At 60.2% G+C, this 23,876-nt stretch carries 24 protein-coding genes; 16 read left to right on the top strand and 8 right to left on the bottom strand.

Annotated features, from left to right (window positions below):
- Window positions 1-24 precede the first annotated feature (24 nt).
- Window positions 25-1,098: a class I SAM-dependent methyltransferase gene (locus KR52_RS09755; protein WP_038555279.1), complete on the bottom strand. Its 1,074-nt coding sequence runs from the start codon at window positions 1,096-1,098 to the stop codon at window positions 25-27.
- Between the two features lie 479 nt (window positions 1,099-1,577).
- Between KR52_RS09755 and KR52_RS09750 the strand changes: the two genes are divergently transcribed.
- Window positions 1,578-1,946 carry a hypothetical protein gene (locus KR52_RS09750; protein ID WP_156957699.1) on the top strand — a complete coding sequence of 123 codons (369 nt, stop codon included), beginning with the start codon at window positions 1,578-1,580 and terminating at the stop codon, window positions 1,944-1,946.
- Between the two features lie 350 nt (window positions 1,947-2,296).
- Window positions 2,297-2,665: a PilZ domain-containing protein gene (locus tag KR52_RS14440; RefSeq protein WP_156957698.1), complete on the top strand. Its 369-nt coding sequence runs from the start codon at window positions 2,297-2,299 to the stop codon at window positions 2,663-2,665.
- Window positions 2,666-2,971: 306 nt separating this feature from the next.
- Here the strand turns inward: KR52_RS14440 and glnA are convergent, their stop codons facing one another.
- Window positions 2,972-4,393, bottom strand: a complete 1,422-nt coding sequence (glnA, locus tag KR52_RS09745) for a type I glutamate--ammonia ligase (RefSeq protein ID WP_038555273.1) — start codon at window positions 4,391-4,393, stop codon at window positions 2,972-2,974.
- 206 nt (window positions 4,394-4,599) lie between these two features.
- Here glnA and KR52_RS09740 point away from each other — a divergent pair, with 206 nt between their 5' ends.
- Together KR52_RS09740 and KR52_RS09735 are read left to right on the top strand one after the other, a co-directional pair.
- Window positions 4,600-5,124, top strand: a complete 525-nt coding sequence (locus KR52_RS09740) for an allophycocyanin subunit beta (protein ID WP_038555270.1) — start codon at window positions 4,600-4,602, stop codon at window positions 5,122-5,124.
- A 107-nt stretch (window positions 5,125-5,231) separates the two neighbouring features.
- Window positions 5,232-6,416 carry an alanine--glyoxylate aminotransferase family protein gene (locus tag KR52_RS09735; RefSeq protein WP_038555267.1) on the top strand — a complete coding sequence of 395 codons (1,185 nt, stop codon included), beginning with the start codon at window positions 5,232-5,234 and terminating at the stop codon, window positions 6,414-6,416.
- Here the strand turns inward: KR52_RS09735 and KR52_RS09730 are convergent.
- The gene (locus tag KR52_RS09730; protein ID WP_038557184.1) at window positions 6,388-6,831 is read right to left on the bottom strand and encodes a nucleoside deaminase; all 444 of its coding nucleotides are present in this window, start codon (window positions 6,829-6,831) and stop codon (window positions 6,388-6,390) included. The two genes, KR52_RS09735 and KR52_RS09730, sit on opposite strands and share 29 nt — an antisense overlap.
- A gap of 100 nt (window positions 6,832-6,931) precedes the next feature.
- On the opposite strand from KR52_RS09730, the gene KR52_RS09725 reads away from it, so the two are divergent.
- Window positions 6,932-8,341 (top strand): pyridoxal-dependent decarboxylase, encoded by a 1,410-nt coding sequence (locus tag KR52_RS09725; protein WP_038555264.1) that lies wholly within the window; start codon window positions 6,932-6,934, stop codon window positions 8,339-8,341.
- A gap of 121 nt (window positions 8,342-8,462) precedes the next feature.
- Here KR52_RS09725 and KR52_RS09720 read toward each other — a convergent pair whose 3' ends face one another.
- Genes KR52_RS09720 through KR52_RS09710 form a run of 3 tightly spaced genes read right to left on the bottom strand, consistent with a single transcriptional unit; the run spans window position 8,463 to window position 11,129 of the window.
- Window positions 8,463-10,052, bottom strand: a complete 1,590-nt coding sequence (locus tag KR52_RS09720) for a YcjF family protein (RefSeq protein WP_038555261.1) — start codon at window positions 10,050-10,052, stop codon at window positions 8,463-8,465.
- Between the two features lie 34 nt (window positions 10,053-10,086).
- The gene (gene lspA / locus KR52_RS09715; protein WP_038555259.1) at window positions 10,087-10,563 is read right to left on the bottom strand and encodes a signal peptidase II; all 477 of its coding nucleotides are present in this window, start codon (window positions 10,561-10,563) and stop codon (window positions 10,087-10,089) included.
- On the bottom strand, window positions 10,560-11,129 hold the full coding sequence (locus KR52_RS09710; protein ID WP_038555257.1) for a biotin transporter BioY: 570 nt from the start codon (window positions 11,127-11,129) through the stop codon (window positions 10,560-10,562). The genes lspA and KR52_RS09710 overlap by 4 nt, the downstream gene beginning before the upstream one ends.
- A gap of 56 nt (window positions 11,130-11,185) precedes the next feature.
- Here KR52_RS09710 and KR52_RS09705 point away from each other — a divergent pair, with 56 nt between their 5' ends.
- The gene (locus KR52_RS09705) at window positions 11,186-11,413 is read left to right on the top strand and encodes an NAD(P)H dehydrogenase assembly family protein (RefSeq protein WP_038555255.1); all 228 of its coding nucleotides are present in this window, start codon (window positions 11,186-11,188) and stop codon (window positions 11,411-11,413) included.
- Here KR52_RS09705 and KR52_RS09700 read toward each other — a convergent pair.
- Together KR52_RS09700 and KR52_RS09695 are read right to left on the bottom strand one after the other, a co-directional pair.
- Window positions 11,410-12,666, bottom strand: coding sequence for a pitrilysin family protein (locus tag KR52_RS09700; protein WP_038555253.1), 1,257 nt, complete (start codon window positions 12,664-12,666; stop codon window positions 11,410-11,412). The two genes, KR52_RS09705 and KR52_RS09700, sit on opposite strands and share 4 nt — an antisense overlap.
- Window positions 12,663-13,946 (bottom strand): pitrilysin family protein, encoded by a 1,284-nt coding sequence (locus KR52_RS09695; protein ID WP_038555250.1) that lies wholly within the window; start codon window positions 13,944-13,946, stop codon window positions 12,663-12,665. The genes KR52_RS09700 and KR52_RS09695 overlap by 4 nt, the downstream gene beginning before the upstream one ends.
- A gap of 18 nt (window positions 13,947-13,964) precedes the next feature.
- Here KR52_RS09695 and KR52_RS09690 point away from each other — a divergent pair, with 18 nt between their 5' ends.
- The 10 genes from KR52_RS09690 to recG all read left to right on the top strand — a co-directional run bounded on the left by KR52_RS09690 (window position 13,965) and on the right by recG (window position 23,854).
- Window positions 13,965-14,708 carry a phycocyanobilin:ferredoxin oxidoreductase gene (locus KR52_RS09690; protein ID WP_038555247.1) on the top strand — a complete coding sequence of 248 codons (744 nt, stop codon included), beginning with the start codon at window positions 13,965-13,967 and terminating at the stop codon, window positions 14,706-14,708.
- Window positions 14,708-15,604 carry an HlyD family efflux transporter periplasmic adaptor subunit gene (locus KR52_RS09685; RefSeq protein WP_038555245.1) on the top strand — a complete coding sequence of 299 codons (897 nt, stop codon included), beginning with the start codon at window positions 14,708-14,710 and terminating at the stop codon, window positions 15,602-15,604. The genes KR52_RS09690 and KR52_RS09685 overlap by 1 nt, the downstream gene beginning before the upstream one ends.
- The gene (gene devC / locus KR52_RS09680; RefSeq protein ID WP_038555243.1) at window positions 15,601-16,770 is read left to right on the top strand and encodes an ABC transporter permease DevC; all 1,170 of its coding nucleotides are present in this window, start codon (window positions 15,601-15,603) and stop codon (window positions 16,768-16,770) included. Before KR52_RS09685 ends, devC begins: the two co-directional genes overlap by 4 nt.
- On the top strand, window positions 16,770-17,450 hold the full coding sequence (locus tag KR52_RS09675; RefSeq protein ID WP_038555241.1) for an ATP-binding cassette domain-containing protein: 681 nt from the start codon (window positions 16,770-16,772) through the stop codon (window positions 17,448-17,450). The genes devC and KR52_RS09675 overlap by 1 nt, the downstream gene beginning before the upstream one ends.
- 33 nt (window positions 17,451-17,483) lie before the next feature.
- A complete protein-coding gene (locus KR52_RS14815) occupies window positions 17,484-17,639 on the top strand; it encodes a hypothetical protein (protein WP_006850288.1) in 156 nt (51 codons plus the stop codon).
- A gap of 90 nt (window positions 17,640-17,729) precedes the next feature.
- Window positions 17,730-18,662, top strand: coding sequence for a glycosyltransferase family 2 protein (locus tag KR52_RS09670; protein WP_038555239.1), 933 nt, complete (start codon window positions 17,730-17,732; stop codon window positions 18,660-18,662).
- 130 nt (window positions 18,663-18,792) lie between these two features.
- The gene (gene rpsB, locus KR52_RS09665; protein WP_006850376.1) at window positions 18,793-19,509 is read left to right on the top strand and encodes a 30S ribosomal protein S2; all 717 of its coding nucleotides are present in this window, start codon (window positions 18,793-18,795) and stop codon (window positions 19,507-19,509) included.
- Between the two features lie 84 nt (window positions 19,510-19,593).
- Window positions 19,594-20,256, top strand: coding sequence for a translation elongation factor Ts (tsf, locus tag KR52_RS09660; RefSeq protein ID WP_038555235.1), 663 nt, complete (start codon window positions 19,594-19,596; stop codon window positions 20,254-20,256).
- Window positions 20,257-20,261: 5 nt separating this feature from the next.
- The gene (locus tag KR52_RS09655) at window positions 20,262-21,383 is read left to right on the top strand and encodes a hypothetical protein (protein WP_038555232.1); all 1,122 of its coding nucleotides are present in this window, start codon (window positions 20,262-20,264) and stop codon (window positions 21,381-21,383) included.
- Window positions 21,338-23,854: an ATP-dependent DNA helicase RecG gene (recG, locus tag KR52_RS09650; RefSeq protein WP_038555229.1), complete on the top strand. Its 2,517-nt coding sequence runs from the start codon at window positions 21,338-21,340 to the stop codon at window positions 23,852-23,854. Before KR52_RS09655 ends, recG begins: the two co-directional genes overlap by 46 nt.
- Window positions 23,855-23,876: the final 22 nt, after the last annotated feature.

The following is a 23,876-nucleotide window of genomic DNA, read 5'->3' as shown; positions in this document are numbered from 1 at the left end:
AAGAGATGTTGTCAGCAAATCCCCTCAGGGTTTGTTTCCGCAGGGCTTACGTGCAGACCAGACCCGGGTCATGAAATGGGATTCTGCGGTGATTCCCTCAAATCCCGAAGTAGCAAGACGTGCATCGATGTCGTCACCGATGTAGTCACGGTAAAAGGGCTCATGGAAGACGCGCCGGAAATTTTCCATCACCGTTGAGAATTTGGGGGAATCTGCCATCTGCACAGAGTCTGCAAGAACGAAGACACCACCAGGTTCGAGCACCCTCCAGGCTTCGTTCAGCACGTTTTGACGAGCTTCATCCGGCAGTTCATGCAGCAGAAACACACAAGTCACGGCTTGAACTGCTCCATCGGCAAGGGGGAGTGTTTCTCCATTGGCGCGGATGAGCTGAACGAGTGAGGCATCGCCAGTGTTTAGCCAGCGGTTGGCTTGGCGCAGGTAAGACTCGGAGAGGTCGACGCCGATGAGCTGAGCGTGGGGAATTGCAGCTCGGATCTGGTGCAGCGTTCGACCGGTCCCGGTCGCCACATCGAGGATCTTCATGGAGCCGGGGGGGCGATCAGCGAAATGTTTCAAGCCGCGTCTCAACGGAGCCAACACCCGCCGTCGCATGGCATCAGCTGTGCCGTTGAACAGGATCTCAACTTGCAGGTCGTAAAGACCAGCGGAGTGGTCACTGAGGTACCCATCGGTTTGATGGTGAAAATTCTGGAGGTAGTAATCGGGGTAAAGGGCAGCGTCGATGTCCTGGGGCAGATCGCGCACGTTGCGTTCGCGGCGACGATCCCAGGTGGAGGGAAGATCCATCCACACCTGCGGATAACGGCTGACCCACTCGAGCCAGGGCGAATCAAACAGCAGCTGCTCGGGATAGACCCCCTGTTCGGCCTCGCGCCAGTCCAGATCCTGAAGCTTGGACATGTCCAGCCGTAACTCTCCAAGCATGTCCGAGGGAACGGGCACTGTTTTGGGCACGGCATCAGGTGCCAGCCACCCCATCAGCTTGGTGCTCAGCTCCTTGTGGGCCAGACCTGCGAGGTTTTTGCCTTGCTGAAGTGTCTGGTATGCAAGCTTGTTCAGGGGCGTAGACGCCATCGATGCTTAAGACAACATGCCTATTCCAGCGGATCCGACGCACTACTGCGTGATCAGCAGTCCACAAAAGCACCCGTTTCAACAGACACCCTGCATGGTCCTTAGGAGACAGCGAAACTCCCAATGAACATTTGTTGGTCTAAAACTTGGTTAGGCCAAACTTGGTTGAGTTCACATTTGGCAGATGGGAGATGTGATTTGAGTCATTTCACAGCTAACTTTTGTCATGTATTAAGGACTTTCTAAGGTTCCTCCTTGATTTGAAAGTGTCTCCGGTTTGTTCGTCGTGATTTGGGGTTATGGGTGCAATGAGTTGGATCAATGAATGTTGCATGAGAATCGATGACTTCTGAGGTTGGCTTGGTTAGGCTTCATTCAGGTATTTGTTACGGGCTTGAACAATGTTTGAAAGGGTGCCTGATAGGCGAAATTCTCCTCGCTTGGGTACCGCAGGTCGACGAAATCATGAAAGGCATGTGTTGACATCGGAAGTTGTTGTCGATTTAGAAGTACCTGGCCGTCTGAACTCTACGGCCAATATTCTTGATATCAGCTTGTCTGGTGCTTACCTCTTGATGGGAGGCGGCGGCATTGCGCCAGTAGCAAACCAGGATATTGATGTTTTGTTTTGTGATCTTCAATTTAACTTGCCAAACCGTATCAGCGCTATCGTTAAATACGTCAATGAATCGTCATTTGTCGGCATGTCTATGTATGGTTTGGGAGTGGAATTTGTACGCGAAATTTCAGGAAATTTCATCCATAAAGATACCGATGACTTGCTTTCAATTGCCGGTACTCAGGTGGCAATAAGGCCCAACGCCAACCTCGCCTTGCCTGGCTGGTGACATCCTAAGTCACTGGCTTGTTTGGATGACCGGCTTATTCAGGCTTGCTGAACAACAAAATGCCATTAACGGGCTGTTTGTTGGTTTAAACTTTTGGCTAGCATCAGGTTGATATCGGCAGAAAGACCTATCGATTTCTGTTTTTATTTGTGAAAGACTCCATGCTTGCCGGCTTCCTAGCGGTTTGGTGTATTCCCAGTAGGTCTAGTAAATGGCTAAAGGGGGGTTGATTGTGGTTGGAGGGTTGGTAGTCTTTGTGTGGGGCAACACTTATGATGAGGTGGAACGCCATGTCGACGAGGTTGACCAACGAATTTTTGTTCGGGCTCCAGTTCGCTTGAATACCCCTAATGGCCCTCGACAGAAAATTACAAACAAACCGAAGAAATAAACGCTTCAATCTTGCGATAAGCCCAATTGCTGGATTGGAGTCATATTTTTATGCATCCAGCATTCCGGAACATCAATCCAAGTGCGTGATTTGGAACGTTTCCAAAGATGGATCATGCATTTTGCTCAATGGAGTTCACGAAGCTCTTGCGGTGGGAGATCAATGTAGGATCGAATGCTACGCACCTTTTGAAAAAAAGGGTTACGCGTGGAACGCTACTGTTCGCTGGATTCACAGGGAAGTATTTGTGACATTTATTGGAGTTGCATTTGATCAGACTGACCTTGTTCGGGATAGCTTTTTTGACTCTTTTAAGCAAATCCAATGATTTTTACTTGCATTGGTTGGCGATCAATGTATCTCCTCCTTGCGCGTCTTGATGTCGTATGAGTGATTCAATGTTTTGGGTGATGTCGCTTTTGGATTTTCGGCCCATAACATCTCTGATTTTGTTCTGGTGAAGTGAGTGGTAAAGATCACGGGGTTAGGGAAAAACCCTCTGTTGAAGGGGTTCCCTCGTTCTGATCGATGCTTCATTCAAGTCAAGAAACAAAAAAGAAGGGACCCGCGTTGGGTCCCTTCTGAAACCTGATTTTTACGTTAAAGGGATCACTTAGTGATCCCTCGTTGTCGATCAGGCGTCGTAATACATGGTGAATTCATGGGGGTGCGGCCGCTGGCGCAGCTGCTGCACCTCCTCATACTTCAGGTCAATCCAGTTGTCGATGAAGTCGTCGCTGAACACACCGCCCGCTGTGAGGAAGCCACGATCGGAATTGAGGGCTTCCAGGGCGCCGTTGAGCGATGCAGGAACCGTGGCGATTTTCGAGAGTTCCTCGGCTGGAAGTTCAAACAGGTCGCGATCTTCACCATCGCCAGGATCGATTTGGTTCTTGATGCCATCCAGGCCGGCCATCATCATGGCGCTGAAGGCGAGATAGGGGTTGGCGAGGGCATCACCCGAACGGAATTCGAGGCGCTTGGCTTTCGGGCTCGGGCCGGTGAGCGGAATGCGCACGGCAGCAGAACGGTTGCCCTCGGAGTAGACAAGATTCACCGGAGCCTCGAAGCCGGGCACCAGACGCTTGTAGCTGTTGGTGGTGGGGTTGGTGAAGGCCAGGAAGGCGGGGGCGTGCTTGAGGATGCCTCCGATGTACCAGCGGGCTGTCTGCGACAGGTTCGCGTAGGTGCCTTCGCCGAAGAACAGCGGCTGACCGCCCTTCCAGAGGCTCTGGTGCACGTGCATGCCGGAGCCGTTGTCATTGAACACTGGCTTGGGCATGAACGTGGCAGTCTTGCCGTACTTCTTGGCCACGTTGCGCACGACGTACTTGTACGTCATCACGTTGTCGGCGGCCTGGATCAGCTCGGCGAATTTCATGCCCAGCTCGTGCTGGCCGGCGCCTGCCACTTCGTGATGGTGTTTTTCAGTGGGAATGCCCAGCTGACCCATCAGCAGGAGCATCTCGGAGCGGATGTCCTGAGCTGTGTCGTTTGGAGCAACTGGAAAGTAGCCCTCCTTCTCCTGAATCTTGTAAGCGAGGTTTCCGCCTTCCTCGATACGACCGGTGTTCCAGCCCGCCTCGATCGTGTCAACGCTGTAGAAGGAACCTCCCTCGGCCGAGTTGTAACGAACGTCGTCAAAGAGAAAGAACTCGGGCTCAGGACCGAAGAAGGCCATGTCGGCCAGGCCGGTGCTGGCCAGGTGATTCAGAGCCCGCTGGGCCAGGGCACGGGGGCAGCGCTCATAGGGCTGGCCGGTGCGTGGCTCCTGAATCGAGCAGATCATGCTCAGGGTCTTGTGCCGGTAGAAGGGATCCACCCAGGCGGTGTTGGCGTCCGGCACCATGGCCATATCGGAGGCCTGGATGCCTTTCCAGCCGCGGATGGATGAGCCGTCAAAAGCCAAGCCCTCGGTGAAGGACTCTTCCTCCAGCAAATCGGTGCACACCGTCAGGTGCTGCCACTTGCCGTGCAGATCGGTGAATTTGAGGTCGATCAGTTCGATGCCTTCGTCCTTGATCTGGCGCAGGACGTCCTGAGGGGATTTCGACATAAGAAGGGACTGCTCGACTGAATTGTGCAGTGATGTGACCGTATAGAGCCACAAGACACCATTTTGTATCAAGGGGTACGTTTCTTTCTCCAGAGGGCGACTGCGTAACCGTTTCTGTCAAGTTGGCTGAAATGCCGGCCTGCCAAGGGATCTGCCCGCCTCAACGGTGTTAACTTCCGCTGTGGATCCTCTGGAGATTCAGGGACATGCGCGATGCAATCAGCGGCCTGATCGGTCGTTACGACCAATTGGGTCGTTATTTCGATCGTTCGGCGATCGACAGCATCAATGCGTATCTGGATGAATCCACGCTGCGGATTCAGGCCGTTGAGCTGATCAACGGCTCCGCTGCCGAGATTGTGCGTGAGGCCAGCCAGCGCCTGTTCCGAGACGAGCCCGACCTTCTGCTTCCCGGTGGCAATGCGTACACGACACGCCGGCTCGCTGCCTGCCTGAGGGATATGGATTATTTCCTTCGATACGCCAGCTACGCCCTGGTGGCGGGCGACAGCACGATCCTGAACGAACGCGTGTTGAACGGTCTGGATGACACTTATAAGAGTCTTGGCGTCCCCACCGGTCCAACAGTCCGCAGCATCGTTCTTTTGGGAGACGTTGTTGCCGAGATGCTTCTGGCCAACGGTGCTGCGTCCGATCAGCTCGCCACCGTTCTTCAACCCTTTGATCACCTGGCCAAGGGACTTGGTGAAACCAACGTGCGCCAGCGTTGAGGGCTGATGGTCAGCACAAGATTTGAACAGATTGCAATCAAGCGCAACGCACCCCTTTCCTCCGGCGTGACTGCGTAGGCTCATCAGGAGAACCACCGATCAGGGCTTTGGCGACGACGAACTCTCTTCTTCCTGTTGACGATCGTCACCGCAAAGCGTTTGCACCGATTGCCACACCGGACCGCCTCCTGCTTGGCCCCGGTCCCTCAAATGCCCATCCAACGGTTCTGAAGGCGCTGTCAAGGACCCCCATCGGTCACCTCGATCCGCTCTATGTGGAGTTGATGGGTGAGGTTCAGGAACTGTTGCGTTACGCCTGGCAGACCGACAACCGCCTCACGCTTCCGATGAGCGGCACCGGCAGTGCTGCCATGGAGGCAACTCTGGCCAACACCGTTGAGCCTGGCGATACCGTTCTGGTGGCGGTGAAGGGTTACTTCGGCCTGCGACTGGCGGACATGGCCGGCCGCTACCGCGCGGAGGTGAAAACCATCGAGAAGCCCTGGGGGGATTGGTTTTCCCTCGACGAGCTGGAAGCGGCTTTGATCGAGCACAAGCCTGCCATCCTGGCGATGGTTCATGCCGAAACCTCCACAGGTGTTTGTCAACCCATGGACGGCATTGGCGACCTCTGCCGGAAGCATGATTGCCTTCTGCTTCTCGATACCGTCACCTCTCTGGGTGGAGTTCCGCTGTACATCGATGAGTGGAAGGTTGATCTCGCTTACAGCTGCAGCCAGAAGGGTCTGAGCTGCCCTCCCGGTCTGGGACCCTTCACCATGGGACCCCGTGCCGAGGCCAAAATGACTGCTCGTCAGGGCAAGGTCCCCAACTGGTACCTGGATGTCTCCTTGCTGAACCAGTACTGGGGAAGCGACCGCGTCTATCACCACACTGCGCCGGTCAATATGAATTTCGGCATGCGAGAGGCCCTGCGTCTTCTTGCTGAAGAGGGTCTCGATCAGGCCTGGGCACGCCATCGCCGCAATGCGGAGATGCTCTGGAGTGGTCTGGAAAGTCTCGGCCTCTCGATGCATGTTCCGGCCGACCGGCGACTGCCCACCCTCACCACGGTGCGCATCCCTGAAGCTGTGGATGGCAAGGCCTTCAGCCAGCACCTGCTCAACAACCACGGCATCGAAGTTGGTGGCGGACTCGGCAGCCTGGCCGGCAAAATCTGGCGCATCGGTCTGATGGGGTACAACTCCACCCCTGAAAACGTGAACCGTCTTCTCAACCTGTTTGAGACTGAGCTGCCTCGCTTCAGCGGTTCCGTCGCCGCCGCTGCCTGAACCACCGTTCCAGCTGCCCCCTCGCTTCAGCTTCGCGGACGCCTTGAATCACGTTCATGTGGTGATGAGCACTGGCATGGGTGGAGAGGTCAAGGCTTCCCCCCAGGCCACCGCGCTTGGGGTCCGTTGCCGCAAAAACCACGGTTCCCATGCGGGCCTGCACCAAGGCTCCCGCACACATGGGGCAGGGTTCGAGGGTGACAATCAGGGTGCAATTGTTGAATCTCCAGTCGTCCTGAACGATCGCTGCCTGTTGAAGGGCCACCAGTTCGGCATGGCCGAGGGGATCCCTCTTGTTCTGGCGCCGGTTGCGTCCATGGCCGATAGCCCTGCCCTGGCCATCAAGGATCACTGCTGCGACGGGAACCTCTCCCTGTAAACCAACCTCCTCGGCCCGCTGAAGCAGAACGTCCATCCAGCGAGTGAACGTATCCCGCTGATCCACTGCTGTCCAACGCCGTCCTTTGAGCACCTTCCCACGAGACGCGAAGATCACTGCAGTCCACTTATCTGCGTTGCAAGCCAGTTCCGCGTCTCAGCATCCCCCGGATCGGCTTGCTCCGTTCGCCATCCCCTCGGCCGTAGACCCGGTGCTGATCGACTTTCTGCACCGCAGTTCAGATCTGCTCTGCAGTTGGATCGGATCCGCCAATCGTTCCAGCCCGGTGCCCGTCATGCGCCCCTTGCCGGACGTTGCCCCCGGCTTGGAGGGGGCCAGTTTGGAATCCCTTCTCAGTGACCTTCAGCAGGTGATGGACGGGGCTTACCAACCGTCCCATCCCGGTGCTCTGGCCCATCTCGATCCGCCCCCGCTTACAGCGTCCATTGCGGCGGAACTGGTTTGTGCGGGGTTGAACAACAACCTCCTGGCAGAGGAACTTTCGCCGGGTTTGACCGGCTTGGAACATGACCTCTGCCGCTGGTTCTGCCACAGAATTGGCTTGCCTGAGGGTTCCGGAGGGGTTCTGGCCAGCGGTGGAACCCTGAGCAATCTCATGGCCCTGGTGGCGGCACGGGCGGCCTTGGGGGATACGCATCGGGATCCTGTGCTGCTGTGCAGCCAAGACGCCCACGTCTCAATCAACAAGGCGGCACGGGTGATGGGGCTGGCGGATGATGCGCTTCAGACGCTTCCGGTGGCCTCAGACGGTGGCCTTTGCCTTGAGGCTTTGGCCGAGCGCTTGCGATCCCTTCAAGCCAAGGGGCGCCCTTGTCTGGCGGTGGTGGCCACGGCTGGTACGACGGTGCGCGGCGCCATTGATCCCCTCTCCGCCTTGGCAACCCTCTGCCGTGATACTGAGGTCTGGTTGCATGTGGATGCCGCCATCGGTGGTGTTTTCGCACTTAGTTCCAGCCATGCATCCCTGATGGACGGCATGGAACGGGCGGATTCGATCACGCTGAATCCCCAGAAATTGCTCGGCATCACCAAGGCGTCATCTCTGCTGTTGTTGCGGGATCGAACCCATCTCCGTCAGGCCTTCTCAACGGGACTGCCCTATATGGAGGAGCCCAAGGGAATGGATCACGGCGGGGAGATTGGCTTGCAGGGCACCCGACCTGCGGAGATCCTCAAGCTTTGGCTGGGCCTGCGTCAGTTGGGTGAGGCAGGCATCGAGGCGACGCTCAGCGGAGCCCTGCAACGTCGAGCTGCCTTTGCTGCCCAGTTGGACTTAGGGGAGTTCACGCAATTGTCGGGTGACCTTCACCTGCTGACGTTCCATCCCAAGCACGGGGGTACCAATGCTGCAGGTTGCTGGAGTGAGGAGACTCGACAGATGCTGCTGTCTCACGGTTACATGCTGTCGCGCCCCTTCTACGGCGACCGTTTCTGCCTCAAGGCGGTCTTTGGCAACCCCCACACCACGGCTCAGCATCTCAGCGAGTTGTCGTGTCTGCTGAATCGATCGCTGGCTCCAATCTGATCGTCCACAATCGCCATCGTTTGAGACGCTTCGATGCCGGAACAGCAGCAGGGTTCACGCTGGGTTGCCATCGTTACCGGGGCGATCTCCGTGGCGATTGGTGTGCTCTATCTGCTCTTGATCACCGTTCTTGACGCCCGGGGGCCGATGCTTCCCCCTCCTGCTGAGGCCCTGGGCGGGGGGGAAGGCGTCCCGCCGCGGACGTCTGAAGCGGTTCAACCACTTGCCGCATGGCGTTTGCCAGAAAGCGCTGCAGTGAGAGTTCCCGTTGGTTGAGCTCAAAGACCTGTTGAACCACGGTCTGCATGCCGCCGTCACCCCAGTCCTGGTCCTGTTCGAAATAGCGCATGAAACTGCTTCCGGCGATTCGGGTGAGCCATGCGGTCACCACCCCCTGGAGCACCTGACCCAGCACCAAAGTGGGCAAGCTCAGGCTCAGGCTGGTGCCCAGCAAGCTCATGGCCCCTTTGACAATGCCCAGCTTGCCCAGGGTCTGTCCAAGGGACAGGGCCAGATCCTTGGCGCGATCACGGGACATCTCGACCCCGTAGATCTTGGCCATCTCCAGGATCATCTGGGCATTCACCGCTGCGGTGCTCAACAAATCCACCCCTGGCAGCGGGTTGGCAGCGACAATTCCCGCTCCCATCCAGCTGTAGCGGTCAATGCAGCGTTTGGCTTCCCGGGATCGCTGGTCGTTCAACAGGTCGCGCCCACGGCTGTCCAGGGATCGGCACTGCAGAAGGATGTTGTCGGCAATCAATTCCTCCCCCTCGGCGTGCAGCACAACGGCGAGGCGCTGCAGCAGATCGTTTACGTCAGGCAGCGGCTGCAGGGGACGACGCCCGGGTTGAGGAATCGATTGAGGGGAGGCACTGCAGGCCACCACATCAGCAGGGTTGAGCTCTCCCTGGCAACGGGAGCGAAGCACCTGCAGGAGTCTTTTCTCTTCGTCAACACCGCGTAAATCCCGCTTGTTCAGCACCAGGAGCAGCCGCTTGCCGAGCCCGGCGAGGGACGTCACGACGGCGTATTCCGAGGCTCTGAGGTCTCCGTCCACCACCACAATCAACAGATCAGCGCGAACCGCCCGACGACGGGCTGTTTCCTCCCGGCTGAGGCCTTCGTCTCCTGCTTCCAGGATTCCCGGGGTGTCCACGAGCTGAAGTCCACGCTCCAGACCTTTCAAACGCAGGCGGTAGGCGCGGCTGGTTTTGGTCACGCCCATGGGCGCTCCCACCTCGCCGACCATTTCATTGAGCAGGGCGCGGATCAGCGATGTTTTGCCGCTGGATCCAGTGCCGAACACCACAACCACCAGATCGCCTCGCTTCAGCTCCTCGGCAACCCGGTCACGTTCGCTCTGAAGGCTTCGGCGACTGATGTCGTCCTGGATGCGTTCGATCAGACGATCCACGTGGCCGAGGCTGGTGGTCGCGGCATCCCGACGGTTCCGTGGAGCGGCGGAGGTTTGACGTTGGCGTTGGGCTGGGCGCGATTTGAGGCGTTTCCACATCGGCCAACCCACCTGCACCGCCACGGTGGCCACCAGCACGAGCCCCAGCAGCAGCACCGGCGTGAGCAACCAGGGTGGCAGGAAGTAACTCAGGTCCCACAGCAGACTGCGGATGGTCTGAACGGCAACGCCGATCAGCACAAGTGCCACAAAGGCAACGGCGAGACCGATGAGCAACCGGGTTTGGCGTTTCATGCCTGCGTCACACCAACCTCAGGTCAAGTCTGGGTCAGTTGCGCCTGGTGTCACCCCGGCGCGTCCAGAGATCAATGGCGAAGCAGAGCACAGCAAGATTGATGGCGACATCCGCCCCGTTGAAGATCGGGAAATCGATCGGTTCGAGCGCCAGAAAATCCACCACGTGGCCCAGGCGCCAACGGTCAATCCCATTGCCCAAGGTGCCGCCCAGGAGTGCAGCAGCTGCGAGGGCCTGCCAGAACGGCAACACCCGTTGTCGCCAGATCCATAGGATCAACGCGATGCTCACCCCAAGGCTGAGCAGTCCCAGCAGGGCTGTTGAGTTCTGCAGCACGCTGAAGGCTGCTCCGGTGTTGTGCACCAACTGCAGAGAGAGCAGTTGGGGCAGCAGCGCAAGCGTGTCGCCCCCCTGCAAAGCATTCGAGGCCCAGCCTTTGCTCACCTGGTCCACCACAACGATGACCAGAGCCATCAGCAGCGTCTGTTGACGCGGAAGTGTCCCTTTCATGGCTCGATGATCAACAGCCGTCGCAACACAATCGAAAGCACTCCCGCACCGATGCAGAGCAGCATCTGAGCCGGTAGCGGACCGATCGAAAACTGGATCAGCAGTTCCAGGAAGCCAAGCGTCCACCGTCCCAGAACCGCCCCAATGGCGAGATTCAGCACCCCGCAGATCTGGAGAACGAGCAGTCCTCCAAGGGCACAGAGCGACTGTCTGGGCAGGTCATCCATGCCATCCTGCTGCGCCAGTCGACCGGTGAGCCAGGCTGCGGGAACGAAGCCCGCCAGATAGCCGAAACCCGGTTCAAGCACATAGCTCAGCCCGCCACCGCCATGGAACACCGGCAGGCTGAACAGCCCAAGGGTCAAGTACCCCACCGCAGCCATCACACCGGCGCGCGGGCCGCTGACCATGGCGCACAGAAGGAGTGCCGGCACCTGCCATGTCACGGGCAGGGGGAGAACGATGGGGTCGGGCGCTGGCAGAAACAACGCTGCCGGCAACAAACCACCGATGATGATGGCCAAAACCCCCGCCAGGGCACCACACCAGGAGGCGAGAGCCCTCACATCAACTCCTCAACTCGACCCATCCTGCTCGAGAATGCACGTCTTGCCCAACTCAAATGACGGTATCGATTGGTGATCGGCTGCGCCTGAAGCAGCAGCTTCCGTACCTCAAGTCGGCCGATCCGATGCCGATGCTACGTCCGCCTGATCTTGTGGCTGCGGGAGAAACGGGCGAGGTTGTAGCACTTCATCCGATGGAGACGGTTGCCGTTCGTTTTCGCCGCGGCACGTTCCTGATCTCCATCGACCGGCTGGATCCGGTGGATGCCGCTGAGGCGGACTAAGCAGCGGCGCGGCGGCCCCAGCGCCGTTCGAGTTGATGCAGTGCTGTAGCGGTCCCGCACAGGCTGAGCCGCGGTTCGCCGAGCCAGCGTTTGGCTGCATCACGCACATTCGATGGTGTCAGTTCCCCCAGGGCATTCACGCAGCGCTGGTCGTGATCTTCAGGGAGCCCTTGTGCCTTCAGCTGAACCCGTCGCTCTGCCCGTTGGGAGCAGGTCTGCAGCCCCTGGGCGAGCTGACCGATGTACTTGGCCCGTGCGAGCTCAAGTGCGGACTCAGTGAGGGGTACCTCCCGCAGCTCGTCCCAGATGTCCAGCAGCAGGTCTAGCGCGAGGTCTGAGCGCTCCTCCACGCTGGAGGCCATCAGTACAAACGGCGCCGGCCCCGCCAGAGCAGGGAAGTGCGCTGCCACGTCATAGGCCACGCCATGCTCTTCCCGCATGCGCTGGAACAGCAGGCTCGACATGCCCACCCCCAGATGGCACTGCAGCAGACGCAACGCCAGTTCATCCGGGTGGCCATGCCCCAGCGTCGCCTGCCCCAGCATCAGAACCACCTGTTCGGTGTCCATCGGTTCGAGCTGGATCGTTTCGGGCCCCACCGCTTCGGCGTAAGACCGGCGGCCGGAGGGATCTGTGCTGCCCCCCTCTGGCCAGTCGCGAAAGTCCTCAAGCGACTGCAACGTATCGACGATGTGCTGCGGGACGCTTCCCGCCAGGGCGAGAACGCTCCGGGCCTTTGGCAGCCGTTCGGCGAGAGGCAACAGCGCCTTTCGATCCAGACCGTCGAGCTCTTCCGCGATGCCCATCGGGTCGTGGCCGTAGCCCCCGTTTCCATAGGTCAGCTGCCTCCATCCGGTGCTGGCGCAATGGAAGGGGTCTTCCCGCTGCCGCTGCAGGGCCTGAATCGTGAGCGAACGTTCGAGGGCCACCTGGTCAGGCTTGAGCTGGGGGTAACGAACCATTTGCGCCAACAGGGGCAGGAGCTGCTCAGCGTCTTCCACTGTGCAGCGCAGGCTCAGCACCAGAGCGTCCTCCTGGGCATCACAGCGCAGACCTGCGCCGCATCCCTCAACAAGGTCCGCCAGATCCACGTGGTCGTGTTGTCCGCAGCCCCGGCTCAGCAGGGATGCCAGCAGGTCATGGGCCCCTCGGCTCCCGCAGGGGTCGTCGGCGCTACCGAAAGGAAGCAGCAGTTTCGCCGCCAGAATCCCAGGGCTGGTGACTTGTTCGATCAGAAGTTCGGGGTTGCTCATCCGTTCTCCTGCCGGGCTTGGGCAACCAGCACAAAGGCCTGCTCGGGTTGAAGCCTGGGGAACAGGTCAGAGCGCAGCCGCTCCGCCGTCCATGGCGGAAGGAAATTAAGCGGGTGCAACAGATCCTGTTTGCGGTTCCAGAGGGTCTGGCTGGCGCTGAGTCCTGACACCTGACCTGTCGATTCCAAGGCATAGCGCAGTCCGTTGCTCACCAGCTGCTGGCCCCGTTTCAGCTCCTGATCGCTGACGAGCTCATGTGCCATGGCGCGCAGCTGCCGGTTCACCTCCTCTTCCACAGCCTCCAGATGCTCGTCCGGGCAGATCACCTCCAGCGTGATCAGGCTTCCCTGCTCCAGAACCGAGAGGTCCATCGACACACTCTCTACGATCTGCAGTTCCTCCCTCAAGCGGTTCACGAGACGGCTGCGTCGTCCTTCCCCCAGCAGCGTGGTGGCGAGATCAGCTGCCATCACGCCTGCCTGATCCTCGGCCTGGGGTGCTTCCCAGAGCATGAGCAGTCGGGCGGATTCGAGCCGGTCCACAACAACGCTCTCTCGTCCAGGACGCATGCTCAGGGGGGATGACGCTGATGACGGATAAGGGGCATCCAGGAGGCCCGCCAGAGCCGAGGACTCCAGAGCACTGCGCAGCGCAGTGGATGGCGGGCCGGCTATCGCCAGGCAGCAGTTGGAACCGCGGTACTGCCGCTGATGAAACGCCCGCATGGCCTCTGGTGTCATGGCCTTCAGGCTGCTCGGTGTCCCCAGGATGGGTCGGCCGTAGGGGTGCGGATCACAGCCCTTGCTCAACAGCAGTTGCAGCACCTGCTCATTCGGTTGATCGGCGTATTGAGCGATCTCTTCAAGCACCACCCCCCGTTCTGTGTGGAACCCGTCAGGCTCGAGGCTTGGCTGTAACACCAGTTCCAACAGCAAATCCAACGCTTCGCGGGCTCGATCCGGTGGTGTCAGCACGTGGAAGTGAACGTCATCAAAGCCAGTGGCGGCATTGCTGCTGCCCCCCAGAGCTTCGATGGCCTCGTCGAACGCCCCTGCGGCCAGCCGCTCACTTCCCTTGAACACCATGTGTTCCAGGAAATGGGCCATTCCCTCTTCCCCTGGCCGCTCACTGGCACTGCCGGCACGGCACCAGAGATCGAGACAGGTCAGGGGTGCATCCGGCATGTCGGCCGTCACGCAGCGCACTCCGTTGGGGAGGGTCCAATGGTCGAGTGGGGGACCGGAGAACGGAAGGTTCAGAACTGCGTGGCAAAGTTCCATTCTGTGCCTGCCCCTTCGATGCAGCCCAAGCCACTGGCGAAACCGCCAGGACAGCATCCCCTCGTGCAGGCCTTGGCGGCGTCGATCCGTAGTGCCTGGGCGGGGTTGCCCGGATTGGAGATCCTCCCTTGCGATGAGGATCTGCGCTTCATCCAGGGGCAACTCGATGGTGAAGGCCTGTCGATCGGCAACGAACTTTTTCGCTGCATCGGTCTTCGCAAGCTGCATTTGGAGGTTGCGCGACTCGGCAACGGCCTGCAAATCCTCCACAGCGTCTGGTTCCCCGATCCCCACTACAACCTGCCGATTTTCGGAGCCGACATCGTGGCCGGCCCTGCAGGCATCTCTGCGGCGATCGTCGATCTGTCCCCCACCTCCGATGCTCTGCCGGAGCAGTTGATGCAGCGGCTTGAGGCCAAGCCATGGCCAGCGTTCCGTCAGGTTCGGGATTTGCCGGCCTGGGGGTCAGCCATCTTTTCGACCAAGGTGTGCTTCATCCGCCCCGATGGTGCTGACGAGGAAGCGGCTTTCCAGGAGCTCGTGAGCCATTACTTGCAGGTGATGGCCACCAGCGTGATCGAGGCGACTCCCGAACCATCAACTGCTCTCACTACAGTCCGCCGATACGAGGGTCAGTTGAACTATTGCCTTCAGCAGAAACGCAACGACAAAACCCGCCGCGTGCTCGAGAAAGCCTTCGATTCGGCCTGGGCCGATCGTTACATCGACATGCTGCTCTTCGACAATCCACCGGCACTGTGATGAGCCGTAAACGCTGGTCTGTTCTGGCTGGAAGTTTGGTTATCGCGGTCATCGGCGGCTGGTTGCTCCGTCCGACGCCAGAACCCAAGCCCATCGAGCCGCCCCCAGAACGCACGGCTCGTCCGGAAGCGGTCGCTGCCCTGGGGCAGCTTGAGCCCGCCGGTGAAATCCGCAACCTGGCGGCCCCTAACGCTGGAATGGCAGGGACGCCGCGGGTGGCTTCGCTCCAAGTGAATGAGGGTGATCTGATCAAGCGGGGCCAGGTGCTTGCGGCCTTCGATCACCGGGAGGGCCTGCTAGCAGACCTGGAGCGTGTTGATGCTCAGTTGCGCAGCCTGGATCAGGAGATTCGACTGCAGACCATTGAGGTGGAGCGTTTCAGCAAGGCTGCGGACTGGGGTGCTGCCGAGTTGTCTCTGGTGGGTAACAAGCGAGAGGAGCTTGTGCGCCTTCAGGGTCAGCGGGATCAGGCCCTGGCTGAACGCAAGGGGCTCGAGGCCGATCTCGCGCTGAGTCAGCTGATCTCACCCCTTGATGGTGTCGTTCTCAAGCTGCACGCCCGTGAAGGCGAGCGTCCTGGTGCAGAGGGGGTGATGGACGTGGGGGCCAACCAGGCGATGCAGGCCAGCATTGAGGTTTACGAATCTGACATCTCCCGGATCCGCATCGGCCAGTCCGTCCGTTTGACCAGCGAGAACGGTGGTTTTCGGGATGAACTGACCGGTCGCGTGTTGCGCATCAGTCCGCAGGTGGAACAACGGGCTGTCCTTTCCACTGATCCCACCGGCGATGCGGATGCCCGCGTTGTGGTGGTTGATGTGGCTCTCACCCCAGCGGATGCCGCGAAGGTCAGTCGTCTGGCTGGCTTGAAGGTGATCGCCCGCTTTGAACCATGAACCGGTTCTGGCGGGGCCGTCGGATTCCACTGTCCTGGCTGCTGCTCACGCGTCAGCCCGTTCGCCTGCTGGTGGCACTGGCCGGTATCAGTTTTGCGGGAATTCTGATGTTCATGCAGCTCGGATTCCGTGATGGCCTCTTTGATGCCAGCGTCACGGCCCACCGGCTGTTCGATGCCGATGTCGTTCTGATCAGTCCCCGCTCCGCCAGCTCCGTGAGCATGGAAGCCTTCCCCAGGCGGCGCCTGGTTCAGGCCCTGGCTGATCCAGCCGTCGATGGGGTGACCCCGGTGCACTGGGGGTTGATGCTCTGGCGCAATCCTGAAACGCGGCGCAACCGGTCGATCCTGGCCTTGGGCTTCAATCCCGACGACCCCTTCTTCGTCGACCCCTCCCTGGCTGAAAAAACTAACGCTCTCAAGCAGAAAGGGCGGATCCTGTTCGATCAGCTTTCACGCCCTGAATTCGGACCCATTGCCGATTGGTATCGCGATGGCCGGGTGGTGGAGACCGAGATCGCCGGCAACCGTGTCCGCGTGGCGGGTCTGGTGAGCCTGGGCACCAGCTTCGGTGCCGACGGCAATCTGCTCACGAGCACCGAGACATTTCTCGATCTGATGCCTCAGAAGCCGCCAGGAGCGATCGAAGTGGGTTTGGTGCGGTTGAAGCCAGGAGCTGACCCTGAGCAGGTGGTGTCTCGGTTGCGTGAGCGCCTGCCCAAAGACGTCTCGATCATGACCAAGCAGGGCTTCATCGACTTCGAGCAGAACTATTGGAAGAGCGGCACATCCATCGGTTTCATCTTCACCCTTGGCGCCGCCATGGGTTTCATTGTTGGTTGCGTGATCGTCTATCAGGTGCTGTACACCGATGTGAGTGATCACCTGCCGGAGTACGCCACCTTGATGGCCATGGGCTATCGCCTCAGCCATCTCTTGGGAGTGGTGATTCGTGAGGGTTTTTATCTGGCGGCGATGGGGTATGTCCCCGCCTACCTGGCCGGCCAGGGCCTGTATTGGTTCGTTCGCGATGCCACGAAACTTCCCGTCGGTATGGATGTCTCCCGGGCGCTCACCGTGTTGGTGATGATCCTGGTGATGTGCATGGTGTCGTCACTTCTGGCCATGCGTCGTCTCATCGATGCTGACCCTGCAGAGATCTTCTGATGTCGGCAGTTGTTGTTGATCAGTTGTGCCACTGCTTTGGCCAAGGGAACATGCGTCGTGAGGTTCTTCACAACGTCAGTCTCAGCATTGAGCCCGGTGAAGTGGTGCTGTTAACGGGACCCTCCGGTTGTGGAAAAACAACGCTGCTGACGTTGATCGGTGCGCTACGGACGGTTCAGCAGGGCCAGGTTTCAGTGCTTGGTCAGCCCCTGCGTGGGGCCGGCCGCCGCCGCCGCCAACAGGTCCGCCGCCGCATCGGCATGATTTTCCAGGGCCACAATTTGCTGCGTTGCCTTACCGCAGAACAAAATGTGCAGATGGGAGCCGACCTTCTGCCGGATCTCAGCTACAGAGCCCGCCGGGATGAAGCCCGACAGTGGTTGCGCGCCGTCGGTTTGGAGGACCACATGGGCAAGGTCCCCCATGACTTATCCGGGGGACAGAAGCAGCGGGTCGCCATTGCCCGTGCTCTTGCGGCCAGTCCAAGACTGCTTCTGGCGGACGAGCCCACAGCCGCCCTGGACAGCCGTACGGGCCGTGAGGTGGTGGAGCTGCTGCAGCGGCTTGCCCGCGAACAGTCCTGTGCGGTGCTGATGGTGACCCATGATCCGCGCATCGTTGATGTGGCTGATCGCTTGCTCCAGATGGAGGATGGGCGTCTGCTGAATGTCGTTCAGTAGAGTGAAATTTGATTCCAGAGCCCGCAGTTCCGCATGGCCAAGCGCAGAAACCTGAAGAAAGAGAAGCAGGAGCGGAACCGCGCCTACGCGCGCAAGTTCAAAAAGCGCAAGATGCGGAATGATGGCCGCGGCGAAGGTGCAGGTAATGGCGTGACTGGAACCGCCAACAACGGTGGTGCAGCCGACTGATCCACTGATCGCAGATGTTCAGAGCAGGGGGCCTTCGAGCCCCTTTTTTGTTGTCCGTAGGGTGGGCTCCCTTCTGCATCGGCTGTCGCGATGTTCGTCAGCGTCGTTATTCCGACCTACAACCGACGCCCGATTCTCGAGAAATGCCTTTCGGCACTTGAAAATCAGCAGCTTGCCGGAGCTCTTCAGGACTACGAAGTTGTGGTGGTGGACGACGGTTCCACCGATGGAACGCCAGCCTGGCTTCGGGAGCAGGCCCATCGTTTTCCCCATGTACGCCTGATCGAGCAGGAGCACGGTGGTCCTGCGGAGGGGCGGAACCGTGGCGTCGACCACGCCCGTGGTGACGTGATCGTTTTCATCGACAGCGACCTGGTGGTCACAGAAACCTTCCTGGCGACCCATGCCAAGGCCTTGAAGCAGTGCTGGAAACGGCGGGGTGATCGGCTCTGTTTCACCTATGGCGCAGTGATCAACACCGCCAATTTCGAAGCCCCCTCTTCCGAACGTCACAAATTGAGGGACTTGTCCTGGGCTTATTTCGCCACCGGGAATGTGGCTATCGATCGCGAGGTGCTGGAGCGTTCAGGCCTGTTCGACACCGGTTTCCGCCTCTACGGCTGGGAAGATCTGGAACTGGGAGAGCGGCTGCGACGGATGGGGGTTGTGTTGGTGAAATGTCCGGACGCTGTCGGTTATCACTGGCACCCGGCCCTGAGCCTCGACCAGATCCCCCGCCTTGTGGAAGTGGAGGGAGAACGGGCGCGCATGGGGCTGGTGTTCTACCGCAAGCACCCAACCAGTCGGGTGCGCCTGATCATTCAGTTCACCTGGTTCCATCGCATCCTTTGGGAGGTGCTCACCCTCGGTGGCCTGATCAACCCAGCCAGCCTTCGCCCCCTGCTTCGCTGGCTGATCCGGCATGGCTACCCGGGCACGGCGATGGAGCTGCTTCGTTTGCCCCTCAATCGCATCGGTGTGCGTGCCCTGTTCCGTGAAGCAAGAGCGGCGGGACTCCGCTGATCAACGTTTTGATACCTTCTATAAGTCCTTTCACTCCGCACACCTGCCCGTTTCGGGTGCACCGTGAGACCAGCTTTTGTTGGTTGTTCTGGTCCCTGGCAGGTGGAGGCGAACCCGAAACCCTCAAGCCATGGCTGTCGTCACCCTCGCCGAGATGATGGAAGCTGGCGCCCACTTTGGGCACCAGACCCGTCGTTGGAATCCCAAGATGTCGCGCTACATCTATTGCGCGCGCAACGGCGTTCACATCATCGATCTCGTGCAGACCGCCGTCTGCATGAACAACGCCTACAAATGGACCCGTTCTGCTGCCCGCAGCGGCAAGCGTTTCCTCTTCGTTGGCACCAAGAAGCAAGCCTCTGAAGTGGTGGCGCTCGAAGCCGCCCGCTGCGGAGCCTCCTATGTGAACCAACGCTGGTTGGGCGGCATGCTCACCAACTGGACCACCATGAAGGCTCGGATCGACCGCCTGAAGGATCTGGAGCGGATGGAGTCCAGTGGTGCCATCGCCATGCGCCCCAAGAAAGAGGGTGCTGTGCTGCGTCGCGAACTCGAGCGTCTCCAGAAGTACCTGGGTGGTCTCAAGAACATGCGCCGCCTGCCCGACGTTGTGGTCCTGGTGGACCAGCGTCGTGAGTCGAATGCCGTGCTCGAAGCCCGCAAGCTCGACATCCCCTTGGTTTCCATGCTGGACACCAACTGCGATCCGGATCTCTGTGAGGTGCCGATTCCCTGCAACGACGACGCCGTTCGTTCTGTGCAACTGATCCTGGGCCGTTTGGCCGATGCGATCAATGAGGGCCGCCACGGCTCCAATGATCAGCGTGGTGGTGACAGCGAAGGCTGATCTCCTCTCACCGCTAAGTTCACGCCGCTGATTCCAATCAGGGAATCGGCGGCGACTCAATTTCCCTTCTCACTGCTCCGACCGATGGCTGCTGCCGTATCCGCCAAGCTTGTCAAAGAACTGCGCGACAAGACCGGCGCGGGGATGATGGATTGCAAAAAGGCCCTGGCCGCCACGGAAGGCGATGCCAACAAGGCCGTTGAGTGGCTTCGCCAGAAAGGCATCGCCAGCGCTGAAAAGAAATCCGGCCGCACCGCCGCCGAGGGTGCCATCGGCAGCTACATCCACACCGGCGCCCGCGTGGGTGTGCTGGTTGAGGTGAACTGCGAAACCGACTTCGTGGCCCGGGGTGACATGTTCCAGTCGCTGCTGCGTGATGTCTCCATGCAGGTGGCGGCATGCCCCAACGTTGAGTACGTCACCACCGACGAGATTCCCGACGAGATCCGTGAGCGGGAAAAGGCGATCGAGATGGGCCGTGACGATCTCGAGGGCAAGCCTGAGCAGATGAAGGAAAAGATCGTTGAAGGTCGCATCGGCAAGCGCCTCAAGGAACTCGCCCTGATGGAACAGCCTTTCATCAAAGACAGCTCCATCACCGTTGCGGACCTCGTGAAGCAAACCGCCGGCAAGATCGGCGAGAACGTGAAAGTTCGTCGCTTCACCCGTTACACCCTGGGCGAGGGCATCGAGGTGGAAGAGAACGATTTCGCTGCTGAAGTGGCGTCCATGCAGAACGCCGGCTGATTCCCTTGTCCGACCCGGACGTCAGGCCTGCTTACGACCCGTCAGAACAGCTGGCACGCCTTCAACGGTTGTGCCGGCTGCGTGCGACTGCCGTGTACAGGGAGCAGGCTCTCTATCTCCAGGTGCTGAGGGAGCTCCTTGCCGGAGCCACGCGTCAGGCCCTGTTCAATCTTCTTGGGGAGGTTGATCCTTCCCGGTTCAGTCGACTTCCGGAGTCGACCCGTCATCACTTTCATGCGTCGGTGAGCGATCTGATCGATCGCTGCAGCGTCCTGCTCACCGTTGAGCAGCTGATGCAGTTGGTTCGGCAGATGCAACAGGAGCAGCAGCGGCAGCAGGCCCATGCCGGCCGAACCATGCTCCAGAACCTCAGCCGTCAAACGCAGAACAAAGAGCCAGAGTCCGAGCCCTCATCATCGGCTTCGCCGCCGGAGGAGCCCAGTGGTTCCATTCAGTTGAGCCTGGCCTCACCTCTTGATCCCCCCCTGAGTCCCGCAGCTTCAGCTCCTGCCACTGATCCCGTTGATGAGCAACCCGAGGCCCAAACCTCCGGGGACCTTGAGGTGCTCCGCTCCCTTTTTGAGCTTGCCGGCGACGCGATGCACCAGGCCCAACACCCCATCGAAGCAGTTGGCGGCCTGGATTCGTCCTTTGGGAGTGAAGACAACTTCCTCCCCCGTGAACCGGACGCGCTTCTGCATTGGATCCAGTCCATGGATCAGGCGCTTGAGCGACGCCTCCGCAATCTGTCCCATGCTGTGAATGTGCAGATGCTGCGGTCAGGGCTGGCCCAGACCCTCCTGCCCATCAGCCTTCTGGATGCTGTCCTGAAGGGACAGGTCGAAACCCAGCCAACCGCCACGAACGTGCTTCGCCTGCGCCTCCCTCTGGCCGTAGGAGAGCTCGACCAGGGCATGGACGTGCTCTGTGTGCTCTTACGCAGCAACGATCTGGAGTTCGACAGCCCACGTCTGCGTCAGTGCCGCAAACGCTTGCGCACTCACCACCATGCTCTGCTCACAATGGTGCGGCAGCAGCGTCATTGGCAGCGTCGCTCCCTGGATCGTGAGGCCCGGACCCATTGGCAGAACCCATCGGATTCAACGCAGCAGCTGAGCGGGGACTGACCAGCAAGCAGCTGTCGCTGCTCCTCACCTGGATGCTTCCCATTCAGCGCTCGCTGGGGTTGGAGGCCGACCGTGGTTTTCAGAATCTTCAGGGTCGCCAGCAGCGCTTTCACGCCTTTCTGCAGCAGCAACTCGCAGCGCCTCCGGCCGTTCCCTTTCCTCAGGGGGTCAGTGAGCGCATGTCCAAGCTCAGCTCCGGCTTTGCCGACTATCCGGACCTCGCTGATCCTGCCCGCCGTCGTTTGGTCACCGATGCCCGTCAGTGGCTGCATGAGCTGCGCCATCGCCTGGAACCCTCGGCTCCGATGGCACCGCCACGCCTCAAGGTGCAGGCGTCTCCTCAGCAGCGCGCCAGATCACCACTGCAGCTCGACAGTCCCATCACCCAGATCCGTGGTGTGGGTCCGAAATTCGCGGCACGGCTGGCTTCGATCGGCCTGCTTCTGGTACGCGACCTGCTCCGCTATTACCCCCGTGATCATGTCGATTACTCCGCGATGCGCCGCATTGAGGCGCTGGTGTCGGGGGAAACGGCCACGATTGTCGCCACGATTCGCCGGTGCAACGGATTCGTCAGCCCACGGAACACCAACCTCGCCATCATTGAGCTCCAGCTGCAGGACCCGACAGGTCGCCTGAAAGTGAGCCGTTTCCTTGCGGGCAAACGCTTCAGTTCTCCGGCCTACCTCAAAGGTCAGCAGCGCCTCTACCCCGTTGGTGCCACCGTGGCCGTCAGTGGTCTGGTGAAAGACGGCCCCTACGGCATCACCTTTCAAGATCCATTGATCGAGGTGCTAGATAGCCCTTCATCTCCGGTCAAATCCCACAGCATCGGCCGGCTTCTCCCGGTGTATCCCCTCACCGAAGGGGTTGGCGCGGATCGGTTCCGCAGCCTGATCGATCAGGTCCTGCCCCTCGCGGCATCGTGGCCTGATCCTCTCCCTAGCGAGCTCCAGGGGAAATTCCAGCTGCCGGCACTGTCGGAGGCCCTGCAGGCCCTGCATGCGCCCAAGGACCGTGAAAGCCTCGATTGGGGACGCCGCCGGCTGGTGTTCGATGAGTTTCTGCTCCTGCAGCTCGGCCTGTTGCGCCGACGCCAGGCGCTGCGCTCCCGGACGGGACCGGACCTGGATCTCCAGTCCAGCTCCAGCGGGCTTGTGGGGGAGTTCATGGATCTGCTGCCCTTCCGCTTCACCGCAGCCCAGCAAAGGGTGTTTCAGGAGATCGAAGCCGATCTGGCGCGCAGCGAACCCATGGCCCGTCTGGTGCAGGGGGACGTCGGCTCGGGCAAAACGGTGGTTGCCATTGCAGCGTTGCTCAGCACCATTGCCTCGGGCTGGCAGGGGGCCCTGATGGCCCCTACGGAGGTGTTGGCCGAGCAGCATTACCGCAACCTCTGTCAGTGGCTGCCGCAGCTCCATGTGAGCGTCGCCTTGCTGACGGGATCCACGCCGCGGACCCGCCGTCGGGAGCTGCTGGATGACCTGGCCAACGGTTCGCTGAAGGTGCTGGTGGGCACCCATGCCTTGCTCGAGGATCCGGTTGTGTTCAACCGCCTGGGGCTGGTGGTGGTGGATGAACAGCACCGTTTCGGTGTGCATCAACGGGATCGCCTGCTCAACAAGGGCTTGCAGCCCCATCTGCTCACCATGACGGCAACACCGATCCCACGGACCCTGGCGCTCTCGATGCATGGGGATCTCGATGTCAGCCAGATCGATGAATTGCCGCCAGGGCGAACACCGATTCGTACCCGCATGCTCACGGCTGCAAAGCGGGAGCAGGCCTATGCGTTGATCCGTGAGGAGGTGCAGCTGGGCCAGCGGGCCTATGTCGTTCTGCCGCTGGTGGACGAGTCGGAAAAGCTCGAGCTTCGCTCGGCCGTTGAGGTCCACGCCGAATTGGCCTCGGAGGTTTTTCCTGATCTGGCTGTCGGTCTGCTGCATGGACGTCTCTCCAGTGCCGACAAGCAGGCGGTGCTCACCGATTTCGCTGCGGGCAAGAGCCAGGTGCTGGTGTCGACCACGGTGGTGGAGGTGGGGGTGGATGTGCCCGAAGCCAGCGTGATGGTGATCGACCATGCCGAACGTTTCGGTCTGGCGCAGCTGCATCAGTTGCGGGGGCGCGTTGGCCGTGGCGCCGCCGCCTCCCATTGCCTGTTGATCAATGGCAGCTCCAATCCCCTGGCCCGCCAGCGCCTGGATGTGCTGGTGCGCTCCACCGATGGCTTTGAGATCGCCGAGATGGATCTTCGCTTGCGGGGGCCTGGCCAGGTGCTGGGAACGCGTCAATCGGGCCTGCCTGATCTGGCCCTGGCCAGCCTTGCCGATGATGGTGCTGTGCTGGAGGACGCACGAACAGCCGCCCAGGAGCTGTTGAACAACGATCCTGAGCTGGAGCAGCACCCGTTGCTGCGCGAGACCCTGGAGGCACAGCAGCGTCGTCTCAGTGGCGGCACCCCCTTGAACTGATCCATCCCGTTGCCGCGATTCG

The organism is Synechococcus sp. KORDI-52 (assembly GCF_000737595.1).
In the GTDB taxonomy this organism is placed as follows: Bacteria; Cyanobacteriota; Cyanobacteriia; order PCC-6307; family Cyanobiaceae; genus Parasynechococcus.
This window is presented reverse-complemented; position numbering and strand designations above follow the sequence as displayed.

What these genes read in the sequence shown, in the direction of transcription:
- KR52_RS09700 (WP_038555253.1), bottom strand. Translation starts at nt 12,666, where the DNA reads ATGAGCAACCCCGAACTTCTGATCGAACAAGTCACCAGCCCTGGGATT.
- rpsB (WP_006850376.1), top strand. Translation starts at nt 18,793, where the DNA reads ATGGCTGTCGTCACCCTCGCCGAGATGATGGAAGCTGGCGCCCACTTT.
- KR52_RS09740 (WP_038555270.1), top strand. Translation starts at nt 4,600, where the DNA reads ATGCGCGATGCAATCAGCGGCCTGATCGGTCGTTACGACCAATTGGGT.
- glnA (WP_038555273.1), bottom strand. Translation starts at nt 4,393, where the DNA reads ATGTCGAAATCCCCTCAGGACGTCCTGCGCCAGATCAAGGACGAAGGC.
- KR52_RS09690 (WP_038555247.1), top strand. Translation starts at nt 13,965, where the DNA reads ATGCAGCCCAAGCCACTGGCGAAACCGCCAGGACAGCATCCCCTCGTG.
- KR52_RS09675 (WP_038555241.1), top strand. Translation starts at nt 16,770, where the DNA reads ATGTCGGCAGTTGTTGTTGATCAGTTGTGCCACTGCTTTGGCCAAGGG.
- KR52_RS09695 (WP_038555250.1), bottom strand. Translation starts at nt 13,946, where the DNA reads ATGGAACTTTGCCACGCAGTTCTGAACCTTCCGTTCTCCGGTCCCCCA.
- KR52_RS09720 (WP_038555261.1), bottom strand. Translation starts at nt 10,052, where the DNA reads ATGAAACGCCAAACCCGGTTGCTCATCGGTCTCGCCGTTGCCTTTGTG.
- lspA (WP_038555259.1), bottom strand. Translation starts at nt 10,563, where the DNA reads ATGAAAGGGACACTTCCGCGTCAACAGACGCTGCTGATGGCTCTGGTC.
- devC (WP_038555243.1), top strand. Translation starts at nt 15,601, where the DNA reads ATGAACCGGTTCTGGCGGGGCCGTCGGATTCCACTGTCCTGGCTGCTG.
- tsf (WP_038555235.1), top strand. Translation starts at nt 19,594, where the DNA reads ATGGCTGCTGCCGTATCCGCCAAGCTTGTCAAAGAACTGCGCGACAAG.
- KR52_RS09705 (WP_038555255.1), top strand. Translation starts at nt 11,186, where the DNA reads ATGACGGTATCGATTGGTGATCGGCTGCGCCTGAAGCAGCAGCTTCCG.
- KR52_RS09685 (WP_038555245.1), top strand. Translation starts at nt 14,708, where the DNA reads ATGAGCCGTAAACGCTGGTCTGTTCTGGCTGGAAGTTTGGTTATCGCG.
- KR52_RS09670 (WP_038555239.1), top strand. Translation starts at nt 17,730, where the DNA reads ATGTTCGTCAGCGTCGTTATTCCGACCTACAACCGACGCCCGATTCTC.
- KR52_RS14815 (WP_006850288.1), top strand. Translation starts at nt 17,484, where the DNA reads ATGGCCAAGCGCAGAAACCTGAAGAAAGAGAAGCAGGAGCGGAACCGC.
- KR52_RS09730 (WP_038557184.1), bottom strand. Translation starts at nt 6,831, where the DNA reads ATGGACGTTCTGCTTCAGCGGGCCGAGGAGGTTGGTTTACAGGGAGAG.
- KR52_RS14440 (WP_156957698.1), top strand. Translation starts at nt 2,297, where the DNA reads ATGGCCCTCGACAGAAAATTACAAACAAACCGAAGAAATAAACGCTTC.
- KR52_RS09755 (WP_038555279.1), bottom strand. Translation starts at nt 1,098, where the DNA reads ATGGCGTCTACGCCCCTGAACAAGCTTGCATACCAGACACTTCAGCAA.